The organism is Spirosoma horti, assembly GCF_054776595.1.
On record NZ_BAAHBQ010000013.1, the window covers coordinates 125854 to 142663 of the forward strand.

At 52.1% G+C, this 16810-nt stretch carries 15 protein-coding genes; 3 read left to right on the forward strand and 12 right to left on the reverse strand.

What is annotated here, in order from left to right:
* Nucleotides 1-114: 114 nt before the first annotated feature.
* Entirely contained in the window at nt 115-417 is a 303-nt protein-coding gene (locus ACYVAM_RS30020; RefSeq protein ID WP_461073848.1) for a winged helix-turn-helix transcriptional regulator, read from the reverse strand.
* 264 nt (nt 418-681) lie between these two features.
* Between ACYVAM_RS30020 and ACYVAM_RS30025 the strand changes: the two genes are divergently transcribed.
* Together ACYVAM_RS30025 and pyk are read left to right on the forward strand one after the other, a co-directional pair.
* A complete protein-coding gene (locus tag ACYVAM_RS30025) occupies nt 682-1626 on the forward strand; it encodes a ClpXP adapter SpxH family protein (protein WP_461073849.1) in 945 nt (314 codons plus the stop codon).
* A 259-nt stretch (nt 1627-1885) separates the two neighbouring features.
* Nucleotides 1886-3322, forward strand: a complete 1437-nt coding sequence (gene pyk / locus ACYVAM_RS30030; protein ID WP_461073850.1) for a pyruvate kinase — start codon at nt 1886-1888, stop codon at nt 3320-3322.
* A gap of 145 nt (nt 3323-3467) precedes the next feature.
* Here the strand turns inward: pyk and ACYVAM_RS30035 are convergent, their stop codons facing one another.
* The gene (locus tag ACYVAM_RS30035; RefSeq protein ID WP_461073851.1) at nt 3468-4010 is read right to left on the reverse strand and encodes a DUF5606 family protein; all 543 of its coding nucleotides are present in this window, start codon (nt 4008-4010) and stop codon (nt 3468-3470) included.
* A 119-nt stretch (nt 4011-4129) separates the two neighbouring features.
* Nucleotides 4130-4732, reverse strand: a complete 603-nt coding sequence (gene yihA, locus ACYVAM_RS30040) for a ribosome biogenesis GTP-binding protein YihA/YsxC (protein WP_461073852.1) — start codon at nt 4730-4732, stop codon at nt 4130-4132.
* A 184-nt stretch (nt 4733-4916) separates the two neighbouring features.
* On the opposite strand from yihA, the gene ACYVAM_RS30045 reads away from it, so the two are divergent.
* Nucleotides 4917-5393, forward strand: a complete 477-nt coding sequence (locus ACYVAM_RS30045; RefSeq protein ID WP_461073853.1) for a thioredoxin family protein — start codon at nt 4917-4919, stop codon at nt 5391-5393.
* Nucleotides 5394-5421: 28 nt separating this feature from the next.
* On the opposite strand, the gene ACYVAM_RS30050 is transcribed toward ACYVAM_RS30045, so the two are convergent.
* The 9 genes from ACYVAM_RS30050 to ACYVAM_RS30090 are packed head-to-tail and all read right to left on the reverse strand — an operon-like array spanning nt 5422 to nt 16803.
* Entirely contained in the window at nt 5422-6420 is a 999-nt protein-coding gene (locus tag ACYVAM_RS30050) for an MraY family glycosyltransferase (protein WP_461073854.1), read from the reverse strand.
* The gene (locus ACYVAM_RS30055; protein ID WP_461073855.1) at nt 6417-7334 is read right to left on the reverse strand and encodes an NAD-dependent epimerase/dehydratase family protein; all 918 of its coding nucleotides are present in this window, start codon (nt 7332-7334) and stop codon (nt 6417-6419) included. The genes ACYVAM_RS30050 and ACYVAM_RS30055 overlap by 4 nt, the downstream gene beginning before the upstream one ends.
* Nucleotides 7331-8581 (reverse strand): glycosyltransferase family 4 protein, encoded by a 1251-nt coding sequence (locus tag ACYVAM_RS30060; protein ID WP_461073856.1) that lies wholly within the window; start codon nt 8579-8581, stop codon nt 7331-7333. The genes ACYVAM_RS30055 and ACYVAM_RS30060 overlap by 4 nt, the downstream gene beginning before the upstream one ends.
* Nucleotides 8578-10221: a heparinase II/III domain-containing protein gene (locus tag ACYVAM_RS30065; protein ID WP_461073857.1), complete on the reverse strand. Its 1644-nt coding sequence runs from the start codon at nt 10219-10221 to the stop codon at nt 8578-8580. Before ACYVAM_RS30065 ends, ACYVAM_RS30060 begins: the two co-directional genes overlap by 4 nt.
* The gene (locus ACYVAM_RS30070; RefSeq protein WP_461073858.1) at nt 10199-12400 is read right to left on the reverse strand and encodes a bi-domain-containing oxidoreductase; all 2202 of its coding nucleotides are present in this window, start codon (nt 12398-12400) and stop codon (nt 10199-10201) included. The genes ACYVAM_RS30065 and ACYVAM_RS30070 overlap by 23 nt, the downstream gene beginning before the upstream one ends.
* On the reverse strand, nt 12397-13488 hold the full coding sequence (gene wecB, locus ACYVAM_RS30075) for a non-hydrolyzing UDP-N-acetylglucosamine 2-epimerase (RefSeq protein ID WP_461073859.1): 1092 nt from the start codon (nt 13486-13488) through the stop codon (nt 12397-12399). The genes ACYVAM_RS30070 and wecB overlap by 4 nt, the downstream gene beginning before the upstream one ends.
* A 23-nt stretch (nt 13489-13511) precedes the next feature.
* On the reverse strand, nt 13512-14651 hold the full coding sequence (locus tag ACYVAM_RS30080; protein ID WP_461073860.1) for a Gfo/Idh/MocA family protein: 1140 nt from the start codon (nt 14649-14651) through the stop codon (nt 13512-13514).
* Complete coding sequence (locus ACYVAM_RS30085) at nt 14606-15784, reverse strand: glycosyltransferase (protein WP_461073861.1); 1179 nt, start codon at nt 15782-15784, stop codon at nt 14606-14608. The genes ACYVAM_RS30080 and ACYVAM_RS30085 overlap by 46 nt, the downstream gene beginning before the upstream one ends.
* Nucleotides 15781-16803 carry a glycosyltransferase family 4 protein gene (locus ACYVAM_RS30090; RefSeq protein ID WP_461073862.1) on the reverse strand — a complete coding sequence of 341 codons (1023 nt, stop codon included), beginning with the start codon at nt 16801-16803 and terminating at the stop codon, nt 15781-15783. The genes ACYVAM_RS30085 and ACYVAM_RS30090 overlap by 4 nt, the downstream gene beginning before the upstream one ends.
* Between the last annotated feature and the right edge of the window lie 7 nt (nt 16804-16810).

Below are 16810 nucleotides of genomic sequence, written 5' to 3' on the forward strand. Positions count from 1 at the left end.
CAACATTCAAGACTCATATAAAGAAGCGGTTCATTCGGCGCAATGGGGTAAAATCAAATGAGTTTGGGATTACCCATACCCATTTTAAGAGACGCTTGAACTGGAGGGGCTATTTTATAGAATTTCCAATTGCTCAAAGACTGGAATGATCATCTTCCCTTTCTCTGACAAGGAATATTCAATATGCAGAGGTTTGTCCCTGATGACCACTTTGTCCAGATACCCTTCCTCTACCAGCTCTTTTAAGCAAGTAGCCAGCGACTGTTTATTGGCCCCTTCCACTTGACGCAGTAACGAACCAAAGCGTAACGGACCATCTAAGGCCAGCTTAAACAGCTGAGGCTTCCACTTTCCGGAAAGTATTTTCAACAGCTCTTCAGCCGGGCAACGATTTTCACTTTTTTGATTTTTTTCCATAGTCAACTTTTTTTGACTAATTGATCCGTCCCTATACACTGCCCAACTTTGCCGTTACCTATTAGATACGACTGGAACTGGACGATCAGCTAGTATCCGTCTTTAATTGAGCAGGGATTCAGGATGCGCCGATCAACCCATTTATTCAGAGGAAACAAAGGTAATCCTGCTGGAATTGCGCATCGGAAGATCAAGATAGACGAAATTTTTTAATGCAACATGGGTCTGGTCATTGTATGCACGACCTAACCAACTAAAACCACGATGGACAATAAAACTCAAAATCCGCTTTTATGCGCCATAGAAACCGGCCTGTGTGAACTTCCCGATTCACTACCAGCGTCACCAGTGCAGGCTATTTCTCCGACTAAAAAGCCTGTCAAACTTATTTATTACACAGACCCGATCTGTTCATCATGTTGGGGGATCGAGCCCCAATTGCGCAAACTAAAACTCGAATATGGTCACTCTCTGGAAGTGGACTACCGAATGGGAGGGCTACTGCCCGATTGGAGCTATAACAGCGGTGGCATTAGTAAACCGTCCGATGTGGCTCATCATTGGGACGAAGTAAGTCATCATTACGACATGCCCATTGACGGGGATATATGGCTGGAAGATCCGCTCAATTCCTCCTACCCGCCCTCCATTGCTTTCAAGGCCGCCCAGTTGCAAAACCCGGAGAAGGCTGTCCACTTCCTGCGTAAAATTAGGGAGATGGTTTTCCTGCAAAAGAAGAATATCACCAGGTGGGAGCACCTTGAAGCTGCGGCTCAATCGGTCGGGCTGGACGTTGTTCAGCTAAAAAAAGACTACGAAGGGGAAGCTCAAACATACTTTGCGAACGATTTAAAACTTGGGAAGGAACTAGGTGTTCGGGGGTTTCCGTCATTGTTTTTCGTAGATGATTCGGGTAAGCAGGAATTCGTTTACGGGTCCAAGCACTACAGCGTATATGAGGATGCGCTTAAAAAAATATACGCTTCAGCGCAGAAGAACGAGATCGACAGCCAGTGGCCGAGTTTATTCGCTCACTACCCTTCTCTGACCGCACGTGAATTTTCGGAACTGTCGGGCGTTCCACGGCCAGACAGCGAAGCGTATTTGCAGAACCTGACTGAACAGGGGCACTTGGCCAGAATAAGAACAAAGAACGGTGACTTATGGCTGCGTCAGCATACCGGAGAGCCAATACAAGACGTCAACTGACAATTCCCTTCGGAAACAGTCAACTTTCAACGTTAACAACACTTTTTTCGGACAGAGGGTATTGACGACGGCAGATGGACTGACAAGTGGTTGAGCGCATCACAATTTTCTGCTTTACAACGCCCTCATCGAGGGCACTTGGGAAGGGAGTAGAGGAAGGCTTCTCGTAAAATTTACACAAATACCACCGTTTATCAGACCAGCCGGTTATTTTTGCACTGGCTATTGGCCAATTTTGCCCAATTTTTTTCCGCCCCTCATGTCTAAGAAAACCAAGATCGTGGCTACTGTTGGCCCGGCTTCCGAAACGAAAGAGCAACTACTGGCCTTAGCCAAAGCAGGAGTAAACGTATTCCGGCTCAATTTTTCCCACGGCACCCACGAAGATCACCTGATGCGGCTCAACCGCATTCGCGAACTGAATGCAGAGCATAACCTCAATCTTTGTATTTTACAGGATTTGCAGGGCCCAAAAATCCGCATCGGTAATGTTGAAAATAAAGATGGCGTGTTGATCGAAGCGGGCCAGGAGCTGGTCTTCACCAACGACGATATCATCGGAACAGCCCAGCGGGTCAGCACACCTTATAAGGATATGTACCGCGATGTGCATACGGGCGAACGCATTCTGATGGACGATGGTAAACTGGAAGTAAAAGTACTCCGGACAGAAGGCACCGATGTCGTTACGGAAGTCGTTTACGGCGGCTCCATGAAATCCAAAAAAGGCGTGAACCTGCCCAACACGAAAGTCTCCATGCCTGCCGTAACCGAGAAGGACTGGGCCGACCTGGAATTTGGCCTGGAGCACGATGCCGAGTGGATTGCCCTGTCGTTTGTTCGTGAAGCCTCCGAAATTCTCGAAATCAAAGAATACATCCGGTCGAGAGGCAAGAATAGCCGCGTGATCGCCAAAATCGAAAAGCCGGAAGCCATTCAGAATATCGACGAAATCATTGCCGCTACGGATGGCCTGATGGTCGCTCGGGGTGACCTGGGCGTTGAATTACCGGCCGAAGAGGTTCCGATGATTCAGAAAATGCTGGTGGAGAAGTGCAACCGGGCCGCAAAACCCGTTATCGTGGCAACGCAAATGCTCGAAAGCATGATTGACTCCCCACGGCCAACCCGCGCGGAGATCAACGACATTGCCAACTCGGTAATGGATGGCGCTGATGCCGTGATGCTAAGTGCCGAAACGGCTTCGGGGAAATACCCGGTTCTGGCCGTCGAAAGCATGGCCAACACTATTCTACAGGTTGAAACCTCTACCGATAAGATCTATTATCGGTACCACGCTCAGGTAAACGAGCACCCAAGCGAAAACGCCATCAACGATAATGTGGTGATGAGCGCCTGCCGTTTAGCACGTGACACAAAAGCAAAAGCCATTATCGGAATCACCAATTCCGGCTATACCGCCGTGCGCCTGTCGCACCACCGCCCGAAAGCTGACTTGTTTGTTTTCTCCAATGATGCTCAGCTGCGGAACACACTGGGTCTGTACTGGGGCGTTCAGGTGATGCCTTACGAGCCAGATTTGAATCTGACAATTGATCAGACGGTAGAAGGCATTAAGCAAACGCTTGTCAGCCAGAAACACCTGGCCTCGGGCGATATTTTCATCAATACGCTCAGCATGCCGCTCACGCAGGCCCGTCGCACCAACACGGTGAAACTAAGCACGGTAGATTAAACTCAGGTGGTAAGTGCTCACTTACCACCTACAGCACACTAAAAAGCCGCGAAACCAAGGGTCATCGCGGCTTTTCTGTTCTCACTGAAAATGAAGAATTTTATTCGTCTTACCTGATTACCTAACCCGGTACGACAAGGTATGTTTAAGCTTTTTGCGCTTTTGAGGTTTTTGCGGCCTTCTTTTCTTCTGCGACAGGCGCTTCAGTAGCGGGCGTTTCCTCGACGGCTGCGTCTTCAGTTGCCACGGCTGCTTCTGGTGCTGCTTCGGTGGGTTCTTCAACCGCTGGGGCAAACACATCAGGCGCATACTGGCGCAAAATACCATACCAGATAATTAGCTTTTTGATGTCGGCCGGACGAACACGGTCACGGTCATAAGCGGGCACAACCGATGCCATAAAATCAGCCAGCTCTTCGTTTGATCCTTTTGGGTCAACGAGTAAGTTCTCGCCATATTTTGCGTTGATTTCGGTCAATACAGCGCCTAATGGCATTGATTGCTCCTCATCATCGTCTACATAAATCGAAATATCATTCAGGACCGATACACGGGCCGTTGGGCCCATCATTGTTTTGGCCTTCTTTTCATCCAAAGACTCAACAATAACGCCCGCCCGGCCGGGTTTTAGAATTCGGTAGAGGCCGCTGTAGCCAGCCACATTGGCAATCTGTTTTAATGCTTCCATAGAGAGACTTTGTAAATTGGTAACGTGTGTTTTATTGCGTGTATTGTCTTTTAAGGCTGAAAGAGCGAAAGGTTACTTAACCAGCTTGTCGCCCTGTCGGCAACTACTCCCGGTCTTTTTTATTTTTTGTATCCTTCATTCAAGGGCCGTATAAACGAGAGAAGATCTTCACGCCCGGCGGCTGTAATAGCAGAAGTAACAAAAAACTGCGGAGCCTCCTCCCATTCTTCCAGCAATCTTGTGCGGTAATTGGCCAGCGTAGTTTGAAGTTTGGTGGCGTTCAATTTTTCCGTCTTTGTAAAGACAATGACAAAGGGCAGCCCCCGCTCGCCCAGATTGGCCATAAAATCGAGGTCTATCTTCTGCGGCTCAATACGGGCATCGACCAGCACGAAGATGCACAACAGGTTCGGACGGCTCGTCAGGTAGCCATCAATTAAGGCGGCAAACTTCTCGCGCTCGGTTTTACTTACCTGCGCGTAGCCATAACCGGGCAGATCGACCAGATACCACTCATTATCGATCAGGAAGTGGTTAATGAGCTGAGTCTTACCGGGTTTTCCCGAAATCTTGGCCAACGACGTCCGGCTCGTCAGCATATTGATCAGCGACGATTTGCCCACATTCGAACGACCAATGAAGGCGTACTCGGGTCGGTCGGGCTTCGGACAGAGGGACGGGTCGGAGTTGCTGACGAGAAATTCGGCTTGCTTAACAGGCATAGTATGATTGACTAAAACGGCCGCAAAGTTCGGAAAGATTAAGGAGAATGGCACGCGATTTGTAATTTGCCGTTCTATCCGTTAACTATGTTCTATAAAACGACGTAGGAGCGGAAACGAAAGTTGCCGGTTCGTTCGTTATCATCCCGAAAACCATAAAGACCGCCGGTTCTCCGGTTCGACTATGAAAAAAGTTATTTGGCTACTGGCGATTCTGCTGGTGGGCGTTCACTCCTTACCGACCCACGCTGCTCCTAATCCACCAAAAGTGCACCGGACAGGCGACAGCAAGCATGTTTTGAGCGATGATGCTGCGGGCATTCAGTTCACAGAGGCTTCCTGGAAAGAAATTTTAAAGAAGGCCAAAGCCGAAAAAAAGGTCATTTTCCTGGATGCCTACGCTAGCTGGTGCGGGCCCTGCAAACTGCTCCAGAAAAACGTATTCACGAAAAAAGCCGTTGGCGACTTCTACAATGAGAAGTTTATCAACGTAAAAATGGATATGGAAAAAGGCGAAGGTCCGGCGTTGTCACAGGTTTATCCGTTGGAAGCCTACCCTACCCTGCTGTTTATTGACGGCAATGGTAAAATATTGAAAAAGGTTTTGGGCCTTCAAACCCCAGAGAACCTGATTGCCATTGGCAAAAGTGTGAAACAGTAACTTCCGTCGCGCTGGAAGTTAGCCATTTTTATACCTGATGAGAGGTCGGTTTTTCGAAACCGACCTCTTTTAGTTTACCTGCTCTGTTTCTGGCCCATACACACGCCAATGTCAAACTTCCCAACACGGCTCCGGCCAACAAAAACTGGCTCGTTGGCGGCCATTGCATAGCCATAAGTACCAGTATGTTGATCCCCACCTGAATGGCGGCATAAAGAGCCGAAACCGGCAAATGCGACCAATGCGTTTGATGAACCAGCAACTGAAAAAGATGCAGTCGATGCGCCCGGAAGATGTTTTGCCGTAAATAAAGCCGATACACTAGGGTCGTTCCCGTATCGACGCCATAAACCGAAAGGAATAAAATGGGCAGGTAAGTATGGCTCTGATTAATCATTTCCAGAAGGCTATAGAGCACCATGAAACCCATGGTAATACTGCCCACATCCCCCGCAAAACAAAGGGCTTGCCGACGGGCGTTGACGTAGCCGAAGATCAGGAGCGCGATACACAGACACGGAAACAGGTTATCCGTTTCTGCCGGCAATCGGGCTTGCCAAAACCAGAGTGTCACCACCGTAATGAGGCTATAAAAAGCCGTCATGCCGTTGATGCCATCCATAAAATTATAGGCATTCACGATGCCGACGCCCAGCACCAGCAGCCCGGCAACAAAATACCAACTGCTTAATGCACCTCGCTCCTGCATTAGCAATAACCCCACCGCCAGCACATGGATAGCCAGACGGTAGCGTTTAGGCACCGAAGAAACATCGTCCCAAAAGCTGACGATCATTATAGCGGTCAAACCCGCCCCGAGGTACAACCGATTGGCTTCACCAGACCCGATAGCCACCATAACCGCCGGATAAAACACGAAGCCTCCCGCCCGAACGGTCGTTTCGTTTTGGTGAGCGCTTCGCCCATTGGGCTTATCGAACAACCCTGCCCAACGCGCGAAGAGAATGTACAGCGCTTCGGCACCGATCAGAAAAAGGGCTAGGAGAACATAATGGGCTAAGCTCATTGGAATATGTCAAGGACCGGGCGTGGATGCCAGTCAAGCTGTTGGCGAGCCCGTTCGTCGGAGAACGTCAGCGTGCTGGTTAGTTTCTGTAACGCAATCGAGTCAACCGGAAACCGACGGCCAATAACGGCATTGATGCCGTCGCCCAGGCGAGCAATGGGGTTGATCAACGACAGTGGAACGGAAGGAATCGGTCTCTTCCGGCCAAGGTTTCGGGCAATAGCCTCTTCCAGCTCGCGAACGGTCGGATGGTAACCATCGGTCAGGTTAAACGTACCGCCGACGTGAGCCGCCCGGATAAGTACAGCCGTAACATCGTCGGCCCGCACCAGGCTTCGGCGAGCCAGCCCGTTGCCAATCCGAACGTAATACCCCCGCCGAATAGCCGTTTGCAGAATAGCCAGATTCCCGTGTAGTGGTTCAGCGACAACCAACGGCAGACGCAGAATGGCCAACCGGACGCCCGTTCGGGTAGCCCATATTTGTAGCCACTTTTCAGAATCAATTTTGCTGGCCCCATACGGATCAGTAGCCAAGAGGGGCGTCGATTCCTGAAGCTCCTGCCCAGACGAGCACCCATACACCAACACCGTGCTCAGGTGAACGAAGGCTGTTGGCAGACTGGGTAGCTTTTCCAGCGCGTTCAGTAAATGAGCGGTTCCCTGTCCGTTCACCCGTTGGTAATCGGCGCGTTCAGCCGCCGTACGGGGAACGGCATTCGCTTTCCCGGCCGCGTGAATAACCACATCGAACCGACGGTCCGCTAAGTTCGGCACCTGCCCGGCCAAATTGCACAGAATATGGCGGGAACTACAGGCCGTTCGGCCCAGCGTGGTAATGCAATGCTCCGATACCAGCTGCTGATGGATTCGGCTCCCCAGAAATCCGGAAGCACCCGTTAGTAGAATGTTCATACTGCAGTCTCGTTAGGTGTATTTAACCCATTTGGCGAGCCATTATCCAGTCTTTCGCGTAGTTGCCGAACCATAGCCCGACTGACCGCATCCCGTCGGAAGGTTGCTCTGAAGTCTGTTCTAGGGGAAGTATAATAGGGCGTTTCGCGGATTTGCCTGACCATATCAGCCACATCCCCAGGAGCAAAAACGATGGCATTGGCGAGGTGCTGACGCACAAACAACGCGGCATAGCCCGCCACACCGGCGACAATGGGTTTATCCGTCGCACCGTATTCGAACAGTTTTGAGGGCAGAACGCGTGTGAAAGCCGCCAGCTCATTCAGGTGCACAAACAAATAGTCGGCGTTCTGATAATGAATCATCAATTCCGCCTGGCTAACGGGTTCACGTATCTCGACATTCCGGACGTTCTCCGCCCGAATCGCGGATTCCAGTTCCCGTTTTGCACCACCGCTGCCGAAGACTACGAATCGATAGCCTTCGCCCAACTGCCGGGCCGCCTGTGGCATAATTCTATGCAGGCCCTGCCCCTGACCAATGTTTCCCGCGTAAAGAAGGGTTTTGATGCATGTCGCTGGCGCCGGTACCTGTTCGGGAATCGTCAAGAATACATCGTCGATCCCATTGGTAAAATAGCTGTATGTCGCCTGGCTAAAGAGTCGAAAATAAGGTTGAAAGCCCTCGGAGACCAGATTGATATGGCTGGCGCGGCTGAATGTAAACCACTCTACAGGCCACAAAACTATATTCAATAGGCAACGAACCAGTGGATTTTTGTGCATCTCCAGCATAACCTCCCGAAATAGATCCCGGATATCAAGATACAAGGGAATTCGACGGCTGAATCCACGACGGTCGAATCCACGGTGGACCAGTATAGCCCCCAGAAAAGCGGTGAACAAACGGGATGAGGATGCGATAACCAGATCATAGTTCTGCTGCCGGGCAAGTCGGTAAGCGGCCCGGAAGTAGGTCAGGAAGGCGCGAATTTGATCCAGTTGACCACTCTTATGCGCTGGGACCTGAACACGATCGATGGTAACCGGGCAATTGCCGTAGCCTTGTTCCTCATGTTCAGGAGCTGTTGGTGTGTAGGCTTGATACCGATTGGGCCGCGTTGTGATGACATGAATGGCATCATTTGAACCAAGCTGGCGGGATAGCTCCTGCACCAAAGCGGTATTACGAAACGAACCAGGTCCGATGTCCGGCTCAAAATAAAAGGTCAGGTAGAGTATGTTCATCCGAGAAGGCGCATGGTGGTCTCTAAACAGGCAGTAAATACGACCTCAAGGCATTGACCGGTACGCAACCGATTGAAGCCGTCGGCCATATCGTAGCTTGTGACGGACACGACCGGTTTGGTTTCCGACGAAAATGAGAATTGCAGCGGACCAACGAGAATTCGATCGCCGGAAAGTTGTACCCGAACGTCGGGATGGATATGAAACCGAGCCGTCCCTACCCAGTTTTTTCGACTCCGAATTCCAATCAGGCAATCGGTCAGTAGAAGTTGATTCGTCTCAACAGACCACGTCCGTTCATGGATAAGCCCACGTCGGCGGTACCCATCATGCCGGGCCGTCAGCCTGGTTGGTGTATCAGTCAGCACGGTTACCCCGGCCCGGCGGCCCACCCGAAAACCAGCCCAAACCTCGGAGGAATTCTCGCCGTCAATACCAACCGTATTGTGGGCGGCCGTACTCCGCTCCCGCTCCCGGCGCGGGCCAACCTGATAAGTAGATACGCCCTTGTCCACAATCATCGGAAGGTTATCCACATGGAGCACGAAGGAAAGCGTATCGGCGTGGGCATGACCGGGTTGATGATCGGGCCCAACCGGGCCTACATCAGCAAAGAGTTCGTACCGGTCAGTCCGAAACATACGATAGCCGCTGTCACGTAGCCGAGTTGCCGTTGGGAGAATTTCCTGGGTTTCTGTCAAGCCCAATCGGCTACCTAACACTCGTTCTGCCTTCGCCAGAAGTTGTGCCGTTGTGGGCGCAATGTCGGTAGCCGAGTCATTCACCAACGGTATATCGCCGTTACGGAACGTAATGGCGGTGAGCCAGTTGAGCATTTGACAGACTTTGTTGGACAGATCATGAACGAGCGTAGGGTCTTTATGCCAGGTATCGTGCTGCAACGCCAGCAAAACCGTCAACAGCCGATCGAGCAGCAGTTGATGATACATAGGACTACGTTCGTCGTGGCCACCATCGACTAAAATCTGCCGGTTCAGTTGGGAACGCACAAGCCTTGCGGCTAGACGAGACCACCGTTTATGCCGAAAATAAAGAGCACCGATGAGCAAAGCGTACCCATTTTCGAGCAGGTGATTCCCACCAATATGGTATTCCAGTCGGTGGCGCAATAAGCTTATCTGAGCGAATACATGTCGATCAATCAGCTCCTGCCGAATTCGATGTCGGCTCAAAAACGCTATCCAGTTAATAAGCCGAAGTGAGGTTGGGTAAGCCTCCAGCCCATCGCGGAGTGAATCGGTTTTCTGGATAAAATCGTGAATCAGATGCAGCCCTGTCGGAGGATGTAGGCCGGGCTGGTTCAGAAAGTCGAAGTAGTTCAGATTATAAGTCCAGAGCTTACTATAATCCATCGCTCCAGTTTGTCGGAAATTCCAGTTGATTGGTTCACTCCCCGGCGAATACGACTGATTGAGATATAGAAACGTCCCGTTTTGCCACGATATGGGCTTTTCAGCATCAGGCACCGTCAGGAAATAAGCCGTTGGGGTCGTCCGGGGTAAGCGGAGCCGTGGTCGCGTACGCAGACGGGTAAGCACCTGAAAGAACAATTGGCGCACCGTTAGGTACCTGATTGTTCGCCAGATTAGTCCGGGCTTACGCAGGTCGATCCGCGCCATCTGATTTCTGAGAAGTTATATCTGTAACGGCGACAAACCGCCTTTCCCGCAAGCTTTGTAAAGCCGCAAACATGGTTTGTGTGGTGTTGATAATTTCGTCAAATGGGATCAGTGATTGCCCTGAGCCAACCGGCTCATTCGTCTGCTCCTGACCTGTGCGAACCTGGTTAATCAAGCGCTTCATTTGCTCGGCATGACCTTTATCCTGCCGGCCCGATAACGTCGAGAATCCTTTAAATCCGTAGCCCTTTAACGCCCTAAAATTATCCAGTATCAGCGTACGTTCCTGCCAGTAAACCTCTACCCGCTCTTTGGCGTAAGCTTTGCTGCCATTGCTAAAGTAATTGATGGTGCCGGTGGAGCCATTTTCGTAGTGGACCAGCATAGAGGCCGAATCACTTGCTTCGGAGGGTTGGTGCCCCATCGCGTTCAGGCATACGCGCACGACCCGGCTACCCGTCAGAAACGTGATCAGATCGACAAAATGACAGGCTTCGCCCAGAATACGGCCGCCCCCAACAGCCCGATCATGCACCCACGATGCAGCCGGAATAGAACCGGCATTGACGATCACGACAATATTCATCGGCAAATCCGCCGACCGGTCGCCACCCAGCAACGCCTTCATTTTTTGGGCGTAAGGCGAAAACCGCCGATTAAAACCAACCATCACAATTCGTCCCGCTTGCTGTTGGTGTTCGATCAGCGCGGGTAATTCATGCGCGTATATAGCCAGTGGTTTTTCCACAAACACATGCTTACCGGCTCTCAGAGCCTCGATGGCCAGCCGGGCGTGGCTATCGTGCCGGGTTGTGATCACGCAGAGGTCAATCTCCGGGTCGTTGAGAACTTGCTGGTACGCTGTAGTGCTTTGGGCGATGCCGAACTTTCTGGCCAACACCGTTGCGTTCAGACCACCAGCACTGGCAATGATTTTCATTACTCCGCCAGCCGCTTTCAGAGCGGGCAGCAGCGTGGCACCCGCATGGTTTCCCGCTCCAATGATTCCAATAGTCCCGGAACGTGGCTCATACGCCTGTTCCCGCAACCGGAGCACCGGATTTAATTCGGCTTGTTCAGCATACGTAAGCAGCGACGCAACCCGACCTGACGACTGTAGGGTACTGTATATTTTCTGGTAATCAGCCAACGGCACAGAGTCGGTAATGAATGACCTCACCTGTAATTGGCCCATAGCCAGAAATTGCAAAACGGCCTGAAAATTACGATTCGCCGTCCAGCGAACGTAGTCTATTGGATAATCATGGCCTTTTTGTTCGTAGACCTCATCGTAACGGCCGGGCCCGTAGGAACGCGCCACGCGCAAAACGACCTCTTTTTCGTACAGGTCAGCCCGGCTCATCGTCAGGTCGATTACTCCCAGGACGACAATGGCTCCCTTCCGGCGACTCATACGAACTGCCTGCGACAGGAGTTTATCCGTCTGGGAAGAAGCGGTGATGATCACACCGTCGGCCCCAATCCCGCTGGTCATTGACATGACTGCTCGGACCGAATCTACTCCCGATACCGGGTTGATAACAGTGATGCCACGTGTTGCCGCCAAGCGGCATTTTACTTCGTCAATCTCTACGCCAATGACCTGACAACCACTGAGCCGGAGCAATTCCGCCGTCAGCAGGCCAAGTAGCCCCAACCCAATGACCACAACCGTTTCACCAGCGGACGGGGCCAAAAGCCGGATACTGTTCAGGCTGATGGCGCCAACAACGGTGAAGGTTGCTTCGTCGTCGCTTACCGCATCGGGAATGAGCGCCACCAGGTTTCGGGGTACACAAACGACTTCGGCATGATACCCATTAGATGCCACCCGGTCGCCAACGCGAAGATCAATAACGCCGTCGCCCACGGCCAGTACGGTTCCGACATTGCAATAGCCCAGCGGTAGCGGCTGGTTCAATTTACGGATGACCGCTTCTATAGTTGGCCTGAGTCCATCCGACTGAATTTTTTCAACGACCTGCTTCACCTTATCGGGTTGCTGCCGGACCTTTTCCAGCAGGCTGGCTTTCCCAAACTCGACCAGCATCCGTTCCGTACCCAACGACACCAGAGACCTTCGTGTCTGAATCAACACCTGTCCGGGTTGCACCTGGGGCGTTGGCACATCGGTGAGCAGCGTCTCGCCGGTTTTGAGGTTCTGGATGAGTTGTTTCATAATGAAGCCATTATTTTCGCGATTCGCCCGGCAGTTTGGCCATCCCACAAAGGCGGTACTTGCCCGGTTTTGACGCGGCCATCCAGGATTTCCTTCACCTTTTGTAGGGCCGTTTCGGGGTTCAGGTCGGCGAGTAGGTGATTGGTACCCAGGTCGACGGTTACCGGTCGTTCGGTCGAATGACGAAAGGTCAGGCAAGGCACGTTGAGATAGGTCGTTTCTTCCTGAATCCCACCCGAATCCGTAAGGACAATGGCCGCATTTTCCATCAGATTCAGGAATTCGAGGTATCCCTGCGGCTCCAGAAGATGAACATCCGGAATGGCCACCAAACGGTCCATCAGGCCAAATCGAGTTAGGTTGGTGCGGGTGCGCGGGTGAATCGGGAACAGTACTGTTTTGTGTTGGGCAATGCCCTGAACCAGTTGCAGAAGTTTTTCCAGGCCAGGTTCCGTATCCACATTCGTGGGGCGGTGCAGGGTGATCAGCACATACTGTTTGGGTCCTACTCCCAGCAGAGCAAGGGTGTTCAGCTCAGCCGCTTTCTGCCGGTACCGCACCAGCGAATCGATCATGACATTGCCAACAAAATGGATTTTTTCGGGGGAGATGCCTTCGCGCCGAAGATTGTCCAGGCCAGCCTGCTCGGTTACGAAGAGTAAGTCAGCGATCCGGTCGGTTTCAACCCGATTAAATTCTTCGGGCATCCGGCTATCGCCCGACCGCAGGCCCGCTTCGACATGCGCCACCCGAACACCCCGTTGAGCCGCCACCCGAGCACAGGCCAGCGTACTAGTCACATCGCCAACCACCAGCACCCAATCGGGCCGTTCGACACGGAGTACCGTGTCAAATTTGTGCATGATATCGGCCATCTGCTCAGCTGGTGATCCGGGTAATGCGTTCAGAAAATGAGCGGGTTGTGGCAAATCGAGTTGCCGAATGAACACATCACTCAACTGACTATCGTAGTGCTGCCCGGTATGGACAATTTTAGACTGGGTATCTGGCTGCGATAGAAAAGCCCGGTGTAGGGGCGCCACTTTCATGAAATTCGGACGGGCACCCACGATGCTAAGAATTTTCATATCGAGTGCGTTTAGAGGCTGGTTTACGGCTCACGAAAACCCATTACCCGGATTGGCTTGTTCGTATCCAGTGCTTCTTTCGTTTTGAGCATGAGATAGCCCGTCTCCCAGATCATTTTCAGGCTTTCCTGCTTTGACGAATCCGTCCGCATGAGGTAACTGGTTTTGATGGATTGCTGATGTCCGTGATCCCGAAACCAAAGCCGACGGCGAATCACCCTGGCTTTATTATCCAGCCTCAATTCCTGAAAGTCCCTCAGGCTAACTAGCAGATTTCCCTTGTGGGCATTTAGTGTTTCCCGGACCCCTTCGAACGTATGCCCTTTGGCCGAGAAGGTAATGGTTCCGATGGAACCATCGGCAAACAGATACGAGACGCTGATGTCGCAATCGGCCCGGCGCGAACGGGCTGGAATAATCTGAACAGGAAACCGATCCGGCTCAGGAATTAACCGTAGTGTGAAATCAATCCAATGGCATAAATTCCCCAGAATCCGCCCGCCCTCTTCCTCAGTGAAGTACCAGTGATCATCGGGAATGGCATGCCCCGCCACAAACCAGTTTACCATTGTCGGCCCAACCTGCGCGTCCAATTGCCGCATCAGGAATTGGCCGAGTTTACTTTCCGGCCGATTGAACCCTAGCCTAACGCGGCCCTTATACGCACGGATAGCCGCGCACAAACGCACCAGTTGATCGTGCGTGACTACGTGCGGCTTTTCGATATGCACCGCTTTACCCTGCCGAATGGCCGCAATGGCATATTCGGCATGTGATGCGTGGTTGGAAACAATGTAAATCAGATCGATGTACGGGTCGTTTATGAGATCGTCAGCGCAGGTCGTGTAGTAGTCGGCCCCGTATCGTTGCCCCAGCGAGATGGCTTTGTTTAGGTCGGTATCCATAACACCGCGAATGACCGCACCGAAGTTTCTATAAACGTAGTAGGCCACGTTGGCATAGGCGAACTTTCCACAGCCCAAAATACCTACCTGCTTACCCGTCGGCTCAGTGGGCACGGGCAGTGGCTGCCGCCCCGGAAACACCCGTTTCATGTGGTAATGCGCCTGCACTTTCATCCAGGTTCTGGAAAGGCCAAACAGCCGCACATACCGAATTACTTTTCGGAGGCTGACACGTAGGGGTTGCCGGGTATAGTCCATAGTCGTTCGGGTACGGTTCTCAGTATGGCGGCCTGGTAAAACTCGGGCCAAATAGACGAGTTGACGGAGCTGTCATAATCCCGGCGGGCCAGATGAATGGCTCGTGCCCGATAACGTTCATACAGGTCGGGCGGCATCGTCAGGAATGGCTCGATAGCCTGCCGAAGTGAAGCCGGTTCATTAGGTACCCAACGGCCAGCGCCCTCCTGTTCGAGCACCTGCCAGGGCGTATTGGCTGAGGCTATGACCGGTGTTCCCTGCGCCAGCGACTCGATGACCACGTTACCAAAATTTTCGGAATGCGAGGGCAGAATCAGCAAGTGAGCATCGGCGTATAGCTGTTCTTTGCGTTGACCCTGCACCGGACCAACAAACGAAACCTTTTCGGAAAGGCCCAGCCTTATCACTAACGCTTTCAGTTCCTGTGCGTACAGCTTGTCCGTTTCAGGGCCAGCCACTACCAGTGAGTAGCCGCTTTCCCGAAACAGTGCGGATGTACCCAGCGCTTCCAGTAGCCGGTCAATCGCTTTTATAGGGTGTAATCGTCCCATAAACAACAAATACGACCTGGCTACCCGCCTGACTAAAGCCGGCAGTTCCATCATCGTTCGGCGCTCTCCAACACGTGCATCGGGACCAAAGTGATGATGTATTTGATTGGCCTCTTCCGCAGAGGTTGCATGAAACAAAACGCCTGATCGGAACCGCCTAAAAATGAGTAGTAAAAAGCGCTTCAGGCGTGGTCGAAACTGGAGTGCCGCCGGGCTCAGTTCGCCGTGGGGCGACCACACGACGGGCTTATTCAGGAGTTGACACAGAACAATCCAGACAAATGAAGCAGGATAAAACAGGCTGTTCACATGCACCACATCCGCCTGTCGGATAGCCCTCCAGCCATACCAGATGTGCTTAATGGGCAGATAAAAATAAGGATTTTGTGTATAGATCACCCGCCCAAACTCCCGCGTCAACCAACGATCGAGCGGTATGCCGGTGGGTAAATCCTCCGAAGTGGCCACCACCGTAACCTCATGCCCGGCTCTTGTCAACGTTACAGTCTGCCAATGAATAGTGCGGGCTGCTCCCCCTGCCTGAGCCGGGTAAAATCGGTCGGCCGATATGACTATCTTCATAAAACAGCAGACGAATAAAAATGAACAAGCTGGTATTGTTGGTTGTACAGCGCCTTGTAGCGCTTGGCAGCCAGACTAATGGTATATTGCTGGGCGTTTTTCAGCCCTGCCTCGATCAGGGTTTGCCGGTAGCTATCATCCTGAATGAGTCGCTCGATACCCGTCCGAATGGCGGCTATATCGGTTGGGTCAACTAGGTGCGCAGCATCAGCGGCCAGCTCCCGCATTGGCGAAACATGGGCCGTGATTACCACTCGGCCCACGGCATTGGCTTCAAGAATGGGCAGGCCAAAGCCTTCCCGGGTCGAGATAAACGTAACAATATCGCTTTCGTGGTATAACTCAGCGATTTGTTCTTTGGATAAGTCGATATACTGCCGATACTGAATCTGCCGCTGCTCTAGTTCAGCCATTAGTTTGTCGGTTAAGGAGCCGACGATCAGGAGCATACAGGGTATACCCTCGATGGCCGCGATCAGGCGAGCTACATTCTTATGCCGGGCCGTTCCCAGTTGCAACAACCTCGGCGGCTGGTGCATAAAGGCGTTTGGACGATACGTAAACAGAGGGTCATAGCCGTTGGGAACGACGTGCACTTTGTGCGCGATACGGCCCACATACCGGATCAATTCCTGCCTGGTTTTCTCCGAAACAGCCGTCACGACGCCAGCCCGACGAATGGGCAGGTAATACCAAAGCAGCCAGAAAATCAGGTATCGGACAGGTCGTCTGCGGTTATTCGTCAACAAAAAGCAGTCGTGAATGGTCAGTATCGTGCGCGACGCGGGTAAGGCCAGCGTGACATAATGCACGTCGCCCGTGATGTGAAAAAGATCGGCCGTAAGCTGTCTGGCAAACCGCAGATTTTGCCACACCGTTCGTAATCCACGACTCACGTACGGCAGTCGAACGGCCTTCGTGTTTACACCCTGCCGCGCTAGTTCAACGCGGATTGTATCGAACAACTGATCAATACTATAGCCAGTACCGGGGCTTCGAAACAGATACAGAACAGTCATAGGCAGA